Origin of the sequence: Candidatus Pelagibacter communis (assembly GCF_001179945.1) — a bacterium.
GTDB lineage: Bacteria > Pseudomonadota > Alphaproteobacteria > Pelagibacterales > Pelagibacteraceae > Pelagilacustribacter > Pelagilacustribacter ubique_A.
In genome coordinates this window covers 17,768-34,141 of record NZ_CVSG01000062.1, presented here as the reverse complement: position 1 = coordinate 34,141, position 16,374 = coordinate 17,768, and the positions used below count along the sequence as shown (strand labels likewise).

17 protein-coding genes, 1 tRNA gene, 1 other RNA gene and 1 pseudogene are annotated in these 16,374 nt (G+C 31.4%); 14 read left to right on the top strand and 6 right to left on the bottom strand.

Annotated features, from left to right (window positions below; genetic code table 11):
• Together AMN78_RS01740 and argF are read left to right on the top strand one after the other, a co-directional pair.
• A partial coding sequence (locus AMN78_RS01740) for an aminotransferase class III-fold pyridoxal phosphate-dependent enzyme (RefSeq protein ID WP_143323158.1) occupies nucleotides 1-534 on the top strand: 534 nt, incomplete at its 5' end.
• The gene (gene argF / locus AMN78_RS01735) at nucleotides 535-1,461 is read left to right on the top strand and encodes an ornithine carbamoyltransferase (protein WP_075533880.1); all 927 of its coding nucleotides are present in this window, start codon (nucleotides 535-537) and stop codon (nucleotides 1,459-1,461) included.
• On the opposite strand, the gene AMN78_RS01730 is transcribed toward argF, so the two are convergent.
• Nucleotides 1,458-2,003, bottom strand: a complete 546-nt coding sequence (locus AMN78_RS01730) for a c-type cytochrome (protein WP_075533879.1) — start codon at nucleotides 2,001-2,003, stop codon at nucleotides 1,458-1,460. The two genes, argF and AMN78_RS01730, sit on opposite strands and share 4 nt — an antisense overlap.
• Before the next feature lie 93 nt (nucleotides 2,004-2,096).
• Here AMN78_RS01730 and kdsB point away from each other — a divergent pair, with 93 nt between their 5' ends.
• The 6 genes from kdsB (at nucleotide 2,097) to recR (ending at nucleotide 6,417) form a co-directional block, all read left to right on the top strand.
• Nucleotides 2,097-2,834: a 3-deoxy-manno-octulosonate cytidylyltransferase gene (gene kdsB, locus AMN78_RS01725; protein ID WP_075533878.1), complete on the top strand. Its 738-nt coding sequence runs from the start codon at nucleotides 2,097-2,099 to the stop codon at nucleotides 2,832-2,834.
• Nucleotides 2,827-3,669, top strand: a complete 843-nt coding sequence (locus AMN78_RS01720) for a prephenate dehydratase domain-containing protein (RefSeq protein ID WP_075533877.1) — start codon at nucleotides 2,827-2,829, stop codon at nucleotides 3,667-3,669. Before kdsB ends, AMN78_RS01720 begins: the two co-directional genes overlap by 8 nt.
• A 57-nt stretch (nucleotides 3,670-3,726) precedes the next feature.
• Nucleotides 3,727-3,821: signal recognition particle sRNA small type (gene ffs / locus AMN78_RS01715), an RNA gene on the top strand.
• A 2-nt stretch (nucleotides 3,822-3,823) separates the two neighbouring features.
• Nucleotides 3,824-5,494, top strand: a complete 1,671-nt coding sequence (gene dnaX / locus AMN78_RS01710) for a DNA polymerase III subunit gamma/tau (protein ID WP_075533876.1) — start codon at nucleotides 3,824-3,826, stop codon at nucleotides 5,492-5,494.
• Nucleotides 5,495-5,815 carry a YbaB/EbfC family nucleoid-associated protein gene (locus AMN78_RS01705; protein WP_075533875.1) on the top strand — a complete coding sequence of 107 codons (321 nt, stop codon included), beginning with the start codon at nucleotides 5,495-5,497 and terminating at the stop codon, nucleotides 5,813-5,815.
• Nucleotides 5,815-6,417 (top strand): recombination mediator RecR, encoded by a 603-nt coding sequence (recR, locus tag AMN78_RS01700; RefSeq protein ID WP_075533874.1) that lies wholly within the window; start codon nucleotides 5,815-5,817, stop codon nucleotides 6,415-6,417. Before AMN78_RS01705 ends, recR begins: the two co-directional genes overlap by 1 nt.
• On the opposite strand, the gene AMN78_RS01695 is transcribed toward recR, so the two are convergent.
• The gene (locus tag AMN78_RS01695) at nucleotides 6,414-8,558 is read right to left on the bottom strand and encodes a malate synthase G (protein WP_075533873.1); all 2,145 of its coding nucleotides are present in this window, start codon (nucleotides 8,556-8,558) and stop codon (nucleotides 6,414-6,416) included. The genes recR and AMN78_RS01695 overlap by 4 nt on opposite strands.
• A gap of 62 nt (nucleotides 8,559-8,620) precedes the next feature.
• On the opposite strand from AMN78_RS01695, the gene AMN78_RS01690 reads away from it, so the two are divergent.
• The 6 genes from AMN78_RS01690 (at nucleotide 8,621) to hisG (ending at nucleotide 13,422) form a co-directional block, all read left to right on the top strand.
• Nucleotides 8,621-9,727 (top strand): acetyl-CoA carboxylase carboxyltransferase subunit alpha, encoded by a 1,107-nt coding sequence (locus AMN78_RS01690; RefSeq protein ID WP_075533872.1) that lies wholly within the window; start codon nucleotides 8,621-8,623, stop codon nucleotides 9,725-9,727.
• 134 nt (nucleotides 9,728-9,861) lie between these two features.
• Nucleotides 9,862-10,074 (top strand): cold-shock protein, encoded by a 213-nt coding sequence (locus AMN78_RS01685; RefSeq protein ID WP_022735572.1) that lies wholly within the window; start codon nucleotides 9,862-9,864, stop codon nucleotides 10,072-10,074.
• 240 nt (nucleotides 10,075-10,314) lie between these two features.
• Nucleotides 10,315-10,391: transfer RNA gene (locus tag AMN78_RS01680), tRNA-His, on the top strand.
• A 4-nt stretch (nucleotides 10,392-10,395) separates the two neighbouring features.
• A complete protein-coding gene (gene hisS / locus AMN78_RS01675) occupies nucleotides 10,396-11,730 on the top strand; it encodes a histidine--tRNA ligase (protein WP_075533871.1) in 1,335 nt (444 codons plus the stop codon).
• On the top strand, nucleotides 11,708-12,745 hold the full coding sequence (locus tag AMN78_RS01670) for an ATP phosphoribosyltransferase regulatory subunit (protein WP_075533870.1): 1,038 nt from the start codon (nucleotides 11,708-11,710) through the stop codon (nucleotides 12,743-12,745). The genes hisS and AMN78_RS01670 overlap by 23 nt, the downstream gene beginning before the upstream one ends.
• The gene (hisG, locus tag AMN78_RS01665; RefSeq protein WP_075533869.1) at nucleotides 12,742-13,422 is read left to right on the top strand and encodes an ATP phosphoribosyltransferase; all 681 of its coding nucleotides are present in this window, start codon (nucleotides 12,742-12,744) and stop codon (nucleotides 13,420-13,422) included. The genes AMN78_RS01670 and hisG overlap by 4 nt, the downstream gene beginning before the upstream one ends.
• Nucleotides 13,423-13,442: 20 nt before the next feature.
• On the opposite strand, the gene AMN78_RS04285 is transcribed toward hisG, so the two are convergent.
• The 4 genes and pseudogenes from AMN78_RS04285 to groES all read right to left on the bottom strand — a co-directional run bounded on the left by AMN78_RS04285 (nucleotide 13,443) and on the right by groES (nucleotide 16,316).
• Entirely contained in the window at nucleotides 13,443-13,778 is a 336-nt protein-coding gene (locus tag AMN78_RS04285) for a cytidyltransferase (protein ID WP_082254520.1), read from the bottom strand.
• 39 nt (nucleotides 13,779-13,817) lie between these two features.
• Nucleotides 13,818-14,216, bottom strand: a pseudogene (locus tag AMN78_RS04280) (AAA family ATPase); the annotation flags it as partial.
• 128 nt (nucleotides 14,217-14,344) lie between these two features.
• A complete protein-coding gene (groL, locus tag AMN78_RS01655; RefSeq protein ID WP_075533867.1) occupies nucleotides 14,345-16,003 on the bottom strand; it encodes a chaperonin GroEL in 1,659 nt (552 codons plus the stop codon).
• A 16-nt stretch (nucleotides 16,004-16,019) separates the two neighbouring features.
• A complete protein-coding gene (groES, locus tag AMN78_RS01650; RefSeq protein WP_075533866.1) occupies nucleotides 16,020-16,316 on the bottom strand; it encodes a co-chaperone GroES in 297 nt (98 codons plus the stop codon).
• Nucleotides 16,317-16,374 lie beyond the last annotated feature (58 nt).

The following is a 16,374-nucleotide window of genomic DNA, read 5'->3' as shown; positions in this document are numbered from 1 at the left end:
ATTCTTGATGAAGTTCAATGCGGCATCGGAAGAAGTGGCAAATTTTTTGCTTTTGAATATGCGAAAATAAAACCTGATATTGTCCCAATAGCAAAAGGTATCGGTGGCGGCTTTCCAATAGGTGCAGTTTTAGTAAATAAAAAAGTAGCATCAGGCATGAAGCCCGGAACTCATGGCTCAACGTTTGGAGGAAACCCTTTAGCAATGAGCGCGGGAAATGCAGTTATGGATATCATGTTTAAAAAAGGTTTCTTAAATAATGTAAGTAAAAACGGAAAATATTTTATAAATCAACTTGATAAAATAAAAGATAAGTATCCAAAGATTATTAAAGAAGTTAGAGGCAAAGGATTACTGATTGGACTTTGTCTTCACGTAAATCAAGCTAAATTTATTCAAAAACTTTTAGATAATAATTTATTGACAGTAAGAGCTGCTGAAAATGTTGTCAGACTTTTGCCTCCTTTGAATGTAACAAAGAGCGAGATAAACTTAGGTTTAAAAATAATAGAGAAAGTTTGCAAAAAATTTTAAATGAAAAACTTTATAAATATCTCTGACTGTTCTTCAGTAGAGCTTAGAGCGATTATTGAGGAAGCAAAGAAGAGAAAGCAAAATAGATCTGGATTAAATAAATCTGCACCTGATGAAGATAAGCCCTTTGAAGGTAAGTCGATGGCTATGATTTTTGAAAAACCCTCAACAAGAACAAGAATGTCATTTGACATTGCTGTTAAACAATTAGGTGGATCATCAATTATTTTAAATCCAGATGGCATACATTACGGTAAGGGAGAGGAAACTTTAAAAGATACGGCAAAAGTTCTGTCGGAGTATGTAGACATCGTTATGTTGAGAACGTCATCTCACAAAAATCTAGAGGAGTTTGGAAGACATTTAGATGTACCAATTATCAATGGTCTTTCAGATGTGAGCCATCCATGTCAAATTATGTCTGATATTCTTACTTATGAAGAAAGTAATGGCTCTATTGAAGGGAAAACTGTTTGTTGGATTGGAGATGGTAATAATAATATGTCAAATTCCTTAATAGAAGCTGCCGGAAAATTTAATTTTAAACTTAACATTGGTTGTCCAAAAAAATATTCTCCAAATAAGAGTATATTAAAGCTAGCGAAAAAAGAGAAAGTAAAATTAACAATTACTTCTAAACCTCTAGAAGCTGCTACAGGTGCTGATTGTGTAATGACTGACAAATGGGTTTCAATGAATGATAAAGTAAATAAAATTTCTAAAAAGAAAACTTTAAAACCTTATCAAGTTAATAAGAAATTAATGAGCAAGGCAAATTCAGATGCTATTTTTATGCATTGTCTTCCAGTGGGAAGAGGAGAAGAGGTTACAAATGATGTAATAGATGGAAAGCAATCGGTGGTTTGGAGACAAGCATTAAATAGAGTGCATGCTCAAAAAAGTATTATTAAGTGGTGTATAGATTAAGGTAAAGGTTTTGGATTATCACCTTTTGAATTCATGTATAAAATAACTGAAGCTCTATCTTTTTCTTTTCTGAGACCTGCAAATGCCATTTTAGTCCCTTTAATATACGCTTGTGGTTTAATGAGATAACTATTCATTTCTTCAAAAGACCATTCTTTAGCATAAGCAACCATTGCTTTAGAATATTTATAATCACTTACTGAACCAGCTGTTCTTCCAATCACATTCCACAAATTTGGACCTATCATATTTTTTCCTCCTGCTGCAATCATATGGCAAGCGCTACATTTTTTAAAAACTTTTTCTCCATGAGCTAAATCTCCCATAGCCAGTAGTGCTTTGATATCAACAACCTCTGGAGTCTTTGTATCTATCTCACCTGCTACATTAGCTTTGGCGACCTCCAAACCTTCAACTTTATAAGCTGATTGTTCTGGCTTTTTTACATGAAATAATATGTCAGTAAATTTTCCAATACCAATAACAATTAAGGCGGTTAAAAGCACTGCAGCTATTATCTTATTTATTTCAAAACTATCCATAATTTTGGTAAGTAATATTTAGACGTATAACATGAGTTTTTGAAAAAAAACTTAAAATTACCAAATTTTTTTGCGTCTCTAAGACGCATAATTATGAATAAAACTGCAATAATAATACCATCAAGATTAGATGCTAAGAGATTACCTAATAAACCTCTAAAACTTATAAACAATAAAGAGATGATTCTTCATGTTTATGATGCAGCAAAAAAGTCTAATTCAGGTGAGGTCTTCGTAGCATCACCTGATAAAAAGATCGTTGATTTAGTAAAAAAATTTGGCGGTAAAGGCATATTGACGAAAGATAATCATGAAACAGGAACAGATCGAGTTTTTGAAGTTTTTAAGAAAACCTTAAATTGTGAAGCTGAAATAATTGTAAATCTTCAAGGAGACATGCCAAATATTGATCCACTAGCTATTCGAGCTTTAATTGAATATATGAATTTAAAAAAATGTGACATAGGAACTTTAGCAAGTGAATTAAATTCAAAGACTGAACTCAAAGATCAGAATGTTGTTAAAGTAGTGGTGGAGAAAAAAATGAATTCAGGAATTTTTACAAAAGCATTAGATTTCGTAAGAAGTCAAATTACACAAGAAAATCAAGTTTATCATCATGTAGGTATATATGCCTTTACTAATAAAGCTTTATTAAGGTATGTAAGTTTGAAAAGATCAAAACTTGAGTTAGAGAGAAGATTAGAGCAGCTAAGGGCTATGGAAAATAAAATGTCCATACATGTTGGCTATATCAATTCCTCACCTTTAAGTGTAGATACAGAAACAGATTTAATGAAAATAAAAAAAATTATGGAAAAAAATGAGTAAAACTAAGATAGCTATTCAAGGCGAACTTGGAGCCTACTCTCATATTGCGGCTGAAAGCCTTTATAAAGAGGCTGAAATAAAAACTTGCGCAACATTTGAGGAGACGTTCAAGCACGCATTTAGTGACCAGAACTTTAAAATTGTGATACCGATAGAAAATTCATTGGCAGGAAGAGTTGCTGATATTCATTATTTACTACCTAAATATAAGTTACAAATTCACGGTGAGCACTTCCAAGCTGTTGAACATAATTTGTTATGTAAACGAGAAGCTAACATTGATGATATCAAATTCGTAAGAAGTCACGCGCAAGCGATTGGTCAATGCCAAAATATTATTAATAAAAGAAAATTTAAACCAATAATTTCGGCAGACACAGCTGGATCTGCAAAAGACTTAGCTGAAGGACAAGATAAATCGATTGCAGCGATAGCTTCAGAACTTTCAGCAAAAATTTATAATTTAAAGATTTTAGAGAAAAACATAGAGGATGAGAAAGGTAACATCACTCGTTTTTTAATAATGGGAAAAAATATTGAGCAACCCGAATTCACTAAAAACAAAAAATTTATAACTAGCTGTATTTTTAGAGTAAAAAGTGAACCATCAGCACTTTATAAGTGTTTAGGTGGATTTGCTACAAATCAAGTAAACTTAACAAAGCTTGAAAGTTTTTCTGTAAAAAATACTTTTGATCAGGCAAACTTTTATTTGGATCTTGAAGGTCATATTGAACAACCTGGGGTAAAAAAAGCTCTTGAGGAACTTGGTTTTCATACTGAAACTTTAGATATTTTGGGAGTTTATGAGGCTTCAACGTTTAGGCAAAAATAGTCCACAAATTCTGATTCTACTCTTGTAGTATTTAATTTTATCTTGATATACTCATATTGAGGTTGGCATCAGGTGGATGTTTCATAAACCCGGTCAGGTCTGAAAGGAAGCAGCCGTAGTGAAAATTATTCAGGTTGTTGCCTGCCTCTTTTAAATGACAAAAAAAATTTTAGCACTTAAATATAGGCCACAAGAGTTTAAAGATTTAATTGGTCAAGAAGTAATGTCCGAAACAATTACCAATGCTATTAAACTTGATAAAACGCCAAATGCATATCTCTTGACCGGAATAAGGGGTATTGGAAAAACTACAACAGCTAGATTAATTGCTAAAGCTTTAAATTGCGAAAAAAATAATAATACAAATGTTATTTGTTCTGATGGAAACTTTTGTAACACTTGTCAGGAAATCATTAATTCAAATCATATAGATATTTTAGAAATGGATGCAGCATCTAAGACTGGTATAGACGACATAAGAGAATTGATTGAGAATTCAAAATATAGTCCCACTAGCGCTAAATATAAAATATTTATTATTGATGAAGTACATATGCTTTCAAAACAGGCCTTTAATGGTTTATTAAAAACTTTAGAGGAACCACCATCAAGTTTAAAATTTATATTAGCTACGACAGAGGTAAGAAAAATTCCTGTTACAATATTATCTCGGTGTCAAAGATTTGATCTTAAAAGGGTGAGTATAAACAAACTTTGTGTCCATTTAAAAAATATATCTAATAATGAAAAAGGAAATATATCAGACGAAGCAATTCAGCTGATTGCCAGAACTTCAGAGGGATCAGTGAGAGATGCTATCTCTTTGCTTGATCGTGCTTTAATTTCGCAGTTTATAACCACAGATAAAACAATAACAGAACAAGACGTTAGAAAAATGCTAGGTCTCGCCGATAAGGGCAAAGTAATAAGTTTATTAAAGGAAGTTTTAAGTGGAAATGAGAAAGAAGCTATAAGATCTTTAAATGAACTAATAAGTGATGGTTTAGATGCAAAAAATTTTTTAAATGATGTTTTAGAAGTTCTTTACCTTTTTTCAAGAAGAATAAATTTAGGTCCAATTGAAAAAGATTTATCAATTTCAGAAACAGAGATTGAAATGGTTGACAAATATTCTAAAAATATAGACATACAGGACATCTCATTATTTTGGCAACTTACAATTAAAACAATTGATGATCTTAGAATTGTTGGCAATGAAAATTTAACGCTAGAGATGTACATTATGCAACTTACTCATTTAAAAGGTCTTAATTTAGAGAAAAAAGATATCGGAAGAAGTGAACAGGATATTTCAAGTCGAGAAAACTATTCAAACGAAAAAAATGAAGAAAAAAACATAGAAACAAAATTATCTAATGGAACGAAAAGTCAATTAAAAAGCACGAACCAAATTAAGACAAGTCCGTCTAAAAATATTAACGAAACAAATGAAAAGTCAAAAATAAAAATAACAAGTTTTCAGGATTTAATTGATTTATCGAACAAAGAAAAAGAAATAGAACTCAAATATGATTTAGAGAGAAATGTAAAGTTAGTAAGTTTTAAAAAAGGTAAAATTGATATAAGTTTCAATGAAAAGTTAAATAAAAATTTCATTAAGAATTTAACTGAAAAGCTACTTAATTGGACAGGCGAAAGATGGATAATTTCTTTGAGTAAAAACGTAAAGGCAAAAAGTATTTATGAAAAGAATTTAGAAAATCAAAATAATACAATTAAGGAATTTAAAACAAGTAAAGTTGCAAAAGATTTTGAGTCCGCTTTTCCAGATGCCGAACTCATAGAAATTAAAGAGGAGGAGTAAATGAATAATTTTTCAGACATGTTATCTAAAGCCAAAGCAATGCAAGAAAAAATGAAGCAAGCCCAGGATCAAATTAAAAGGATTGAAGTTCACGGAATGTCCGGGGGTAATTTAGTCAAAGTTACTTTGACAGGGGACTATGAAATCAAATCTATTGAAATTACAGATGCTGCAAAAAAAGAAAGTCAGGAAATAATAAATGATTTAATCATTGCAGCGTATAATAATGCTAAAGAAAACTTAAAAAAAAAATCAGCAGAAGAATTATCTAAAGTCACGGGTGGTTTAAATCTGCCGTTGGATTTTAAATTACCTTTTTAATGGATAACGATATTACTGAAATCAAAGAACTAATAAGGCAATTCTCAAAACTTCCTGGTTTAGGCCCAAAATCTGCAAAAAGAATAATTTTAAAATTAATTAATAACAAAGAAAATATGATCAAGCCTTTAGCTAAATCATTAGCACAAGTATTCAAAAATGTTGTTCGCTGTGAGGACTGCGGAAATTTAAAAATAATTGATAAAATTTGTATATGCTCATCAGATAACTCATATGATAAAATATGTGTAGTTGAAAATTTAGCAGACATGTGGGTTATTGAATCAGCTAATATATTTAAAGGTCACTATCATATTTTGGGTGGGACAATGAATTCTAACGAAAATTATGAGCAAAAAAATTTACTGATTAAATCTCTAATAAAGCGAATAAAAAAAAATAATCTTAAAGAGGTAATTATAGCTACAAGCGCCACTGTTGAAGGTCAAACAACTGCTCATTACATTGAAGATACAATCAAAAACGATAAAATTAAAATAACTAAATTAGCCCAAGGTCTTCCAGTAGGAGGCGAAATAGAACAGCTTGATGATGGTACTTTATTTTCAGCATTTAAAAACAGAGTGCCTGTAACTGATTAATTTAATTTTTTTGCTTCTAATCTTTTTTGGTGCAATAAAGGCTCAGTATACCCAGAGGGCTGAACTCTACCTTTAAAAACCAAATCACAGGCAGCTGAAAATGCTATTGATTTTTCAAAATTATCTGACATTTTTTTGTAATTCGGGTCATCTTTGTTTTGTTCATCTACTATTTTTGCCATCTTTTTCATTATACTCTTTACTTGTTCTTCTTTACAAATTCCATGAAACAACCAATTAGCAATATGTTGAGAAGATATCCTTAATGTGGCTCTATCCTCCATAAGGCCTATATTGTTTACGTCTGGAACTTTTGAACATCCAACACCTTGATCAACCCATCTAACAACATATCCTAGTATACCTTGAGCATTATTTTCTAATTCACGATTAATATTTTCTAGAGACCAGTTGGGTCTATCAGCTGTTGGTATTTCTAAAATATCTTTCACTTGTGCTTTAACCCGTGATTTAATTTTTTTTTGTTCCTCAAATACATTTATTTCATGATAATGAAGCGAATGAAGAGTAGCTGCAGTTGGAGAGGGAACCCAGGCACAGTTTGCACCTGACTTTGGATGACCAATTTTTTGCTTCATCATATTTCCCATTTGATCTGGCATAGCCCACATGCCTTTTCCAATTTGAGCCTTTCCGGAAAAACCGCATTCAAGTCCAACATCGACATTCCAATTTTCATATGCATTTAGCCATTTTGATTTTTTCATGTCTCCTTTAAATATCATTGGTCCAGCTTCAAAAGAGGTATGCATCTCATCACCAGTTCTATCTAAAAAACCTGTGTTTATAAAAACAATTCTATTTTTTACTTGCCTAATACATTCTTTTAAGTTCACTGTTGTTCTTCTCTCTTCATCCATAATACCAACTTTTATAGAATATTTTTTCATACCTAGGACTTCCTCAATTTTTTCAAATAATTTATCTGTGAAAGCCACTTCCTTTGGTCCATGCATTTTTGGTTTAACTATATAAGTAGATCCAGTTCTTGAATTTTTTTTATTTTTAAAATCATGCAATGCGCATAAATTAGATACAAATCCATCTAAAATACCTTCAGGAATTTCAGATCCATCTCTTAAAATAATTGAAGGGTTTGTCATCAAATGGCCGACATTTCTATTCAAAAGTAAAGCACGACCATGCAAAATAATTTTCTTACCTTCTTTTGAAGTGTAAATTCTGTCTGGATTTAATTTTCTTGTAAACTTTTTTCCATTTTTTTCGAAATTTGCTACTAAGTCTCCTTTCATAAGACCTAACCAATTTCTGTAACACTTCACTTTGTCTTCAGAGTCTACTGCAGCAACTGAGTCCTCATTATCTATAATTGTAGATAAAGCTGATTCAACAACAACATCAGAGATAGATGCTTGATCGTTTTTACCAACAACACTGTTCGGATCAATTATGATTTCAATATGTAAATTATTATTCTTTAACAAGATCGACTTCGGATTATTTTTATCACCATTGAAGCCTATAAATTGATTATTGTTTTTCAGATAATCTTGATTTGAGCCTTTCTTTACGAATAATTTTTCATTCTCAATTCCAATTTTTGTAATTTCCTTCCAATTTAGTTTGGATAGTGGAAAATTTTTATTAAAAAAAATTCTCACATAATCAACGACTTTTGAGGCCCTTAATTTGTTATATTCCTTAAATTTTTCACCTGGTATCACATCAGTGCCATATAGAGCGTCGTAAAGACTCCCCCATCTTGCATTTGCAGCATTAAGAGCATACCTAGCATTGTCAACTGGAACAACAAGTTGTGGCCCGGCTATAGATGATATTTCTTCATCAACATTTAAGGTTTCAATGTAAAAGTTATTTTTTTCTTCAATTAAATAATCAATTGATTTTAAAAAACTTAGATATTCGTTTTTATTAAATTCAGAACCTTTTTTTGATTTGTGCCAATCATCAATTTTTTTTTGTATTGATTCTCTATTTTTAATTAAATTCTTATTTATGGGAGCCAGCTCATGAACGATTTCTGAAAAATTTGACCAAAACTTATCTGAGTTCACATTAGTACCTGGTATTGCTTCATTATTAATGAATTCAAACAATGTTGAGCTTATTTTTAACCCGTTTTTTTCTATCATTTTCATATCGAGCCGACCTTTACATTATTCTATAATATAATAATACTGTATTTATTGTAACATTTTTTATGAAAAATTATTTAGATTTTGAAAAAGAAATTAAAGCACTAGAACAAGAAGTTGATGGTTTAAAAAGCCCTTTTGGTTCTGAGGGGATAACCGAAGTTGACACAGATAAGATTAAAAATACCCAACAAGAAATTAATCAAAAATTAGAAGAAATTTATTCAAACTTAAACAGCTGGCAAAGAACCCAAGTAGCTAGACACGAAGATCGTCCAAAAGCAAATTTTTACATCAAAAAAATATTTTCTCAATTCACTTTGCTTTCAGGGGATAGATATTTTGGAGATGATAAATCTGTAATTGCTGGATTTGGATTAATTGATAATAAATCGGTTTTAGTTATCGGGCAAGAAAAAGGTGAAGACTTAAGCAGCAGGATAGAAAGAAATTTTGGAATGATGAGACCAGAGGGATATAGGAAATGTATCAGACTAATGAAGTTAGCCGATAGATTTCAAATACCAGTTATAAGTTTTATTGATACACCTGGGGCGTATCCAGGTATTGGAGCTGAACAAAGAGGACAGGCTTCAGCTATAGCTAATTCGATAGAGTGTTGCATGTCATTAAAAGTTCCAAATATTTCTATAATTATTGGTGAAGGTGGTTCAGGGGGAGCGATTGCACTTGCATCATCAAACAAAGTAATAATGTTAGAGAATTCAATTTATTCAGTTATTTCACCAGAAGGATGTGCTTCCATACTTTGGCGAGACCCTAGTAAATCTTTACAGGCAGCTGAAGCAATGAAGTTGACAGCTAACGATTTATTAAAATTAAAAATTATAGATGAAGTAATTCCAGAGCCACTAGGTGGTGCGCATAGGGATCCAGATAGTATAGCTGCTGATATAAAATATTCTATTATAAAGAATTTAAAAAACTTTGAGAGTCTCAGTAAAGAAGAGATATATGATCATAGAAAATCAAAATTTCTTCAGATTGGAAGAGACCAAGGTTTCAATAAATCATCATATTTAAGTGAAGGCAACTTGACCTACAAAGATTCGCCTATTAAAAAATTAAGTTTGCACTTACAAAAAAATAAATTAGTCTATGGAGGCTTAGGATTAGTAGCTTTAACAGCATTAATAGCCCTTATATCTTAATATTGTTGCAAAAAAACAATTGCGTCAAATAATATATTTCTTCTATTGACTTTTACAAAGCAAATCTATTAAAGGTGATCAAGACTAACTTTTAGTTAGTTGAAGTTAATAAAAAATAAGGAAATAAAGTAAATATGAGTACACTAAAAGGTAAAGTAAAGTGGTTCAATGGTACTAAAGGATATGGTTTCATTGAAAGAGAAGACAAAGAAAAAGACGTGTTCGTCCATTCTTCTGCGGTTAGAGAAGCTGGTTTAAAATATTTAAACGAGGGTGATGAGTTAACGTTTGAAGTGGAGAGCACAGAAAAAGGTCCTTCAGCAGTCAAACTGCAGAAAACATCTTAATCTAAATTTCCAAAATCACTGATTATCGGGACATCGAATTAGTCTTTACTATTTTTTTGTCCCGCTAATTTCATCTTGAAAAAGTCACAATTATTTTTTAAATATAGAATCATGATTATAAAAATGAGAGTCATTCCAACTTTAAGATCACATTCGCACAGAATGCACGCTAGGCTATTGCTTAGCTTATAATCAAAAACATATAAATTTAATTAAAATTAAGATAAATATAACAGGGATGCAGCAGTAGCTCAGTTGGTTAGAGCACTAGTTTGTGGAACTAGGGGTCGGTGGTTCGAATCCACCCTGCTGTACCAAAAAATGACAAAAAATAAAAATAAAAATCCTTCTAAAGAACTTCCATTAGGGTTTGTAGACAGGCAAGAGAAAGAATTATTAGTACGAGATTTTATAATTTCTAATATCAAAGAAATTATGATTAAGTACGGTTTCCAATATCTTGAAACACCTAGCTTTGAGTATTCAGATAGTATAGGAAAATTTTTACCTGATAAAGAAAGACCTGACGAGGGCGTATTTTCATTCAAAGATGAAAATAATTGGTTATCTTTAAGATATGATCTTACGGCTCCACTTGCGAGATACGTTGCAAAAAATTATTTAGAAATTCAAAAGCCATTTAAAAGATATCAGCTAGGCACAGTTTGGAGAAATGAAAAACCAGGTCCTGGTAGGTTTAGAGAATTCTTACAATTCGACGCTGATTTTGTGGGAACAAAAAGTTTACAAGCAGATGCTGAGTTATGTGTCATGATTTCAGAAATTCTTGAAAAATGTGGTCTTACTAAATCAGAGTATATAGTAAAGATTTCATCACGAAAAATAACTGAAGAGTTATTTAAAAAAATAGACTTAAAAGAAAATCAGCAAAAACTTACTACTTTAAGAGCTCTAGACAAAATTGATAGACTTGGCTGGGATGGGGTAAAAGAATTGTTAGGTGCTGGCAGAAAAGATAAATCTGGAGATTTCACCATAGGTGCTAATTTAAAATCCAAAGATATTGAAACTATAGAAGAAACACTAAAGAAAAAAACTCCTGAAACAGAAGATCTGATTGAAATATTCAAAATTTTTAAAGATTATAACTTCAATAATTTTGAATTTGATCCATCTATTATAAGAGGGCTAGAATATTACACCGGAGCAATTTTTGAAGTGAATTTAAAGTTTGATATAACAAACAAAAAAGGCCAAGTAATTCAATTTGGCTCTATTGGTGGTGGAGGCAGATATGATAATTTAGTAAATAATTTTGGTAACTTTGATGCTGCCGCTACAGGTATTTCAATAGGATTAGATAGATTAGTTTATGCATTGATGCAGAAAAAGAAGTTTAAAATAAAGCAATCAAAACCCATTGTAATTTGTGTTTTTGAGAAAAATTCATTTAAAGAATACATAAAAATACAAACGATACTAAGAAAAGCTGGTATCAGCGTAGAAATTTATCCTGGAGATAATAAATTAAAAAAACAAATGGAATATGCAAATAAAATAAAATCTCCAGCTGTCATTTTATATGGAGAAGACGAGATAAAATCTGGTAAACCAACTCTAAGAAATCTAAAAAGTGGTAAAGAACAATCAATTAAGATTAATCAATTAGTCAATGAAATCAAAAAAATTATCTGAAGTAATAATTGAAAATTTTAAAAGGAATGGTTTTGTTTTATCAGAACCTGATGTTCTTTTAGACTCAGAATATATTATTGAGAGGTCAGGAGAAAAATTTAGAAGCTCAATGCTAACATTTGATAGAGAGGATGGAAAAACAATGTGCTTAAGACCAGATTTGACTGTAGCTTCATGTATAAGTTTCTTACAAAAAAAATCTTCCTCAAAAATTTATTATTCCGGTCAAGCATATAGAAGATCAGGTAATAATAGCGCAAATTTTATCAATGACCAATTGGGGATTGAAATTCTAGGTTCAAAAAATCAAATTCAAGATGATTTTAAAATTATAAGTACAATTTTAAGCTCAGCAAAAAAGATAAAGAGAAAAAAAATTTTAATTAAAGTTGGAGATATTAGTTTATTTAAAAGTTTAATTAATGCTCTGGATATGCCCGATAGATGGAAGCTTAGACTTATAAGACATTTTTGGAGACCAAGATATTTCGAGGAGCTTTTGAAAAGATTGGAAAAAAATACTGATATAGATGCAGTAAATTTTGATGCAGACAAAAAAAGATTCTATGAAATGAAAAAAATAGACCAGGCTAAAATAGTTGCTGGGAGATCAATATCAGAAATATTAAAAAGATTTGATAAAAAAATTAAAGATCCAAGATCTTTTGCTGACGGGAAAAAAATTGTCAAAATTATTAAATCCTTTTTAAAAATAAACTGTAAACTCTCAAAACTAGACGAGAGATTATTAGATTTTGCTAAAAAAAATAATCTCAAAGAAAATATATTCAAAGACTTTAAATCTATTCTTAATTTAAGAAAACTTAATCAAGATATTTACTACATTGCAAATTTTGGAAGAGATGTAGAATATTATACTGGAATTGTGTTTGAAGTATTCTCAGGTAAAAAAGAAATAGCTAGGGGAGGTCGTTATGATGATTTACTTAAAAGTCTGGGAGCCAAAAAAAATATTCCAGCTGTTGGTGCTGCGATTAATTTAAAAAATATATGAAAGATTTTATTACCATAGGTTTACCAAGTAAAGGAAGATTAAAAGATAAATCAATATCATTTTTCAATGATAGGGGTCATAAGATCTTACAAAGTGAAAAAGAAAGAAATTATTTTGGCTCTATTGAAAATGAGCCAAATATTAAGATTATTTTTCTTCACGCTAAAGAAATTATTCAAAGACTTGGTGACGGGACTTTAGACATAGGTGTATCTGGTCTAGATCTTCTAAAAGAGTCCGATAAAATTTTGCAGAATAAAATAAAGGTTCAAAAAAAACTAGATTTTGGTAATGCTAACCTAGTGGTTGCAGTGCCAGAAGATTGGATAGACGTTCAGACCATTGCTGATCTTGAAGAGGTATCATTTGATATTAGATCTAAAATAAACCGCAGGTTAAGAGTAGCTACAAAATATCCAAATTTAACTAACGAATTTTTAATTTCCAGGGGAGTTACACAATATAAGTTAATCACTAGTCTTGGAGCTACAGAAACATATCCTTTTATTGGATCTTCTGAAATAATTACCGATATAACTTCATCCGGAAAAACTTTGGCCGATAATAACTTAAGAGTTTTAAAAGACGGATTAATATTAAATTCTACAGCATGTTTATTTTATGCCAAAAAAAAAACAAAGAAATTAGAAAATTTATTAAATTTTTTAGGCAAGTAAAATTACATTTTTAGATAAAGTTATTTTAATTTGCCTTGATCTCTTAACTGTTTCCTTATTTTTGTTGCTGATATGTCTTGTATTTTTTCAGGTAAAACAATTTCTTCTAATTTATACCCAACTCCACGGCCATAACAAATATTTGTGATATTAGGCACAAGTATAATTTTGTATCTCCCTTCGAAATCTGGACTTAATTTTTCATCTATCGTTTTTTTTATAGTATTAAAATCAAAAGGATTATCATCAAGACCTTGAACATCTCTTACCATAATAATAACTTGACCAGTCTTTTTTATTATTTCTTCAAATAATGTTTGATGTCCTAAATGCCAGGGCTGCCATCTTCCAAGCATTTGAGCAGTCGGTTTTTTATTATCCCATTTATAAGGTGTTATTTTATCAGCGATTTTAATTGACCAAACTTCAGCGTTCTTTTCTGTAACTCTGAAATCAAATTTTTCTGGTTGAATAAAAACTTTATTAGTATCTTCAAATCTTCCTTCTTTGATTGTATCTACCCAAATCAAGATATCTGGGGCAAATAATTCTCGTCCTTTAGGCGTTGGACAAACAAAGTCAGCAATTACTATTTTACCCTCTGATTTGTATTTATTTGCAAAATCTGCCATCCTTTTAGCTTGTCTATTTCTACCTTCTGGAGAAAAATCCCAATCATTTGCTTCTTTTCTTACTTCGTCCGCATTTAACCATTTCGCATTTAACAAGTTCACAAGTTTTGAGGCTAAAGTTGTTTTGCCTGCTCCGGGCAACCCCATTATTAGAATTTTCATATTAATAAGTTCTTAAATTTATTTAGAGAAAAATGATATAAATTAAATTTATTACACAGTCGATAAAAAAATATCAAAAAAACCCATATTTTTTAAAGATTATAAATTTTTATTTAGGGATATTGAGTTTACATTCCCATTCCACCCATACCACCCATACCACCCATTCCACCACCCATTGGAGGCATTGCTGGGCTTGAGTCTTTTTCTTCTGGTTTATCTGCGATCATTGCTTCAGTTGTAATTAGCAACCCAGCTATTGAGGCAGCATCTTGTAATGCTGATCTCACGACTTTAGTTGGATCTATTATCCCCTTAGAAAACATGTCGACATATTCTTCGTTCTGAGCATCATACCCTTGAGAAGATTTTTTCCCCTCCAAAAGTTTACCTACTACAACTGATCCATCTACTCCAGCATTTGCAGTAATTTGTCTGATTGGGGCTTGAAGAGCCTTTTTTACAATCTCTACCCCAGCTTTTTGGTCATCACCTTTTACTTTAACGCCATCTAAATCTTGAGCAGCGTACAATAAGGCACATCCACCGCCAATCACCACTCCTTCTTCCACTGCAGCTCTTGTTGCATTAAGCGCATCCTCAACTCTATCTTTTCTCTCTTTAACTTCGACTTCTGTAGCACCACCAACTTTAATAACAGCAACGCCACCAGCAAGCTTAGCTAGTCTTTCTTGAAGTTTTTCTTTGTCATAGTCAGAAGTTGTCTCATTTATTTCAGACCTTATTTGATTGCATCTTGCTTCAATATCAGACTTTTTTCCATCACCAGCAACAATTGTGCTGTTCTCCTTATCGATCTTTACTTTTTTACAAGACCCAAGATCACCGATTTTAACATTTTCTAATTTAATACCTAGATCTTCTGAGATTACTTGTCCACCAGTCAAAATAGCTATATCCTCAAGCATTGCCTTTCTTCTGTCACCAAACCCTGGTGCTTTTACTGCAACAACTTTAAGACCACCTCTTAATTTGTTTACAACTAAAGTTGCTAAAGCCTCACCCTCAACATCTTCAGAAATTATCATCAAAGGTCTGTTCGCTTGAACAACAGACTCTAAAAGCGGAACCATAGGTTGTAAGTTAGTTAATTTTTTTTCCACCAAAAGCACTAAAGGATTCTCTAGCTCAGTGGTCATTTTTTCAGTATTTGTTACAAAGTAAGGCGAGAGGTATCCTCTATCAAACTGCATACCTTCAACTACGTCTAGCTCAGTTTCTACCCCTTTAGCTTCCTCAACTGTGATTACACCTTCATTACCAACTTTTTGCATTGCTTTTGAAATCATATCGCCTATTGATTTTTCACCATTTGCTGAAATTGTTCCAACCTGAGCAACTTCCTCATTCGCTTTAACTTTTTTAGATGAAGTTTTTAGTTTATTGATCACATTTTCTACAGCTTTATCAATACCTCTTTTGATATCCATAGGATTCATCCCTGCGGTTACATATTTTAAACCTTCATTAACTATAGCTTGAGTAAGAATTGTTGCAGTAGTGGTCCCATCACCAGCGTTATCGTTAGTTTTACTAGCAACCTCTTTAACCATTTGTGCACCCATATTTTCAAATTTGTCGTCTAATTCGATTTCTTTAGCAACAGATACGCCATCTTTTGTGGTTCTTGGGGCTCCGTAAGATTTATCCATTACCACGTTTCGTCCTTTGGGTCCTAATGTAACTTTTACTGCATTAGCTAAAGTATTAACTCCAGTAAGCATTTTTGATCTTGCTTCAGTGTCAAATTTAATAATTTTTGCCATTTTATTCTCCTAAATGTTATTTTTTACTTTTTGAAATTCCCATTATGTCAGATTCTTTCATAATGCTGTATTCTTTACCATCAATTTTCACATCAGTCCCCGACCACTTCCCAAAAAGAACAATATCTCCAACTTTCACATCCATTGGAGCAACTTTTCCATTGTCATTTTTTGAGCCTGGACCTACTGCAACTACTTCACCTTCTTGAGGTTTTTCTTTTGCAGTATCAGGGATAATAATTCCACCTGCGGTTTTTTCTTCACTGTCTAATACTTTTATAAGCACACGATCATGCAGAGGTCTAAATTTCATATGTATTTTCTCCTATAAATTTAAATGTAGTGCTGATATGGTATGTTTTAAACGAGAT

Coding starts and splice junctions, on each gene's coding strand:
- AMN78_RS01670 (WP_075533870.1), top strand. CDS start 11,708: ATGAAATCAAAAAAATTATCTGAAGTAATAATTGAAAATTTTAAAAGG.
- AMN78_RS04285 (WP_082254520.1), bottom strand. CDS start 13,778: ATGCTTGGAAGATGGCAGCCCTGGCATTTAGGACATCAAACATTATTT.
- groL (WP_075533867.1), bottom strand. CDS start 16,003: ATGGCAAAAATTATTAAATTTGACACTGAAGCAAGATCAAAAATGCTT.
- AMN78_RS01690 (WP_075533872.1), top strand. CDS start 8,621: ATGAAAAATTATTTAGATTTTGAAAAAGAAATTAAAGCACTAGAACAA.
- dnaX (WP_075533876.1), top strand. CDS start 3,824: ATGACAAAAAAAATTTTAGCACTTAAATATAGGCCACAAGAGTTTAAA.
- argF (WP_075533880.1), top strand. CDS start 535: ATGAAAAACTTTATAAATATCTCTGACTGTTCTTCAGTAGAGCTTAGA.
- AMN78_RS01705 (WP_075533875.1), top strand. CDS start 5,495: ATGAATAATTTTTCAGACATGTTATCTAAAGCCAAAGCAATGCAAGAA.
- AMN78_RS01730 (WP_075533879.1), bottom strand. CDS start 2,003: ATGGATAGTTTTGAAATAAATAAGATAATAGCTGCAGTGCTTTTAACC.
- groES (WP_075533866.1), bottom strand. CDS start 16,316: ATGAAATTTAGACCTCTGCATGATCGTGTGCTTATAAAAGTATTAGAC.
- AMN78_RS01720 (WP_075533877.1), top strand. CDS start 2,827: ATGAGTAAAACTAAGATAGCTATTCAAGGCGAACTTGGAGCCTACTCT.
- hisG (WP_075533869.1), top strand. CDS start 12,742: ATGAAAGATTTTATTACCATAGGTTTACCAAGTAAAGGAAGATTAAAA.
- recR (WP_075533874.1), top strand. CDS start 5,815: ATGGATAACGATATTACTGAAATCAAAGAACTAATAAGGCAATTCTCA.
- kdsB (WP_075533878.1), top strand. CDS start 2,097: ATGAATAAAACTGCAATAATAATACCATCAAGATTAGATGCTAAGAGA.
- AMN78_RS01695 (WP_075533873.1), bottom strand. CDS start 8,558: ATGAAAATGATAGAAAAAAACGGGTTAAAAATAAGCTCAACATTGTTT.
- hisS (WP_075533871.1), top strand. CDS start 10,396: ATGACAAAAAATAAAAATAAAAATCCTTCTAAAGAACTTCCATTAGGG.
- AMN78_RS01685 (WP_022735572.1), top strand. CDS start 9,862: ATGAGTACACTAAAAGGTAAAGTAAAGTGGTTCAATGGTACTAAAGGA.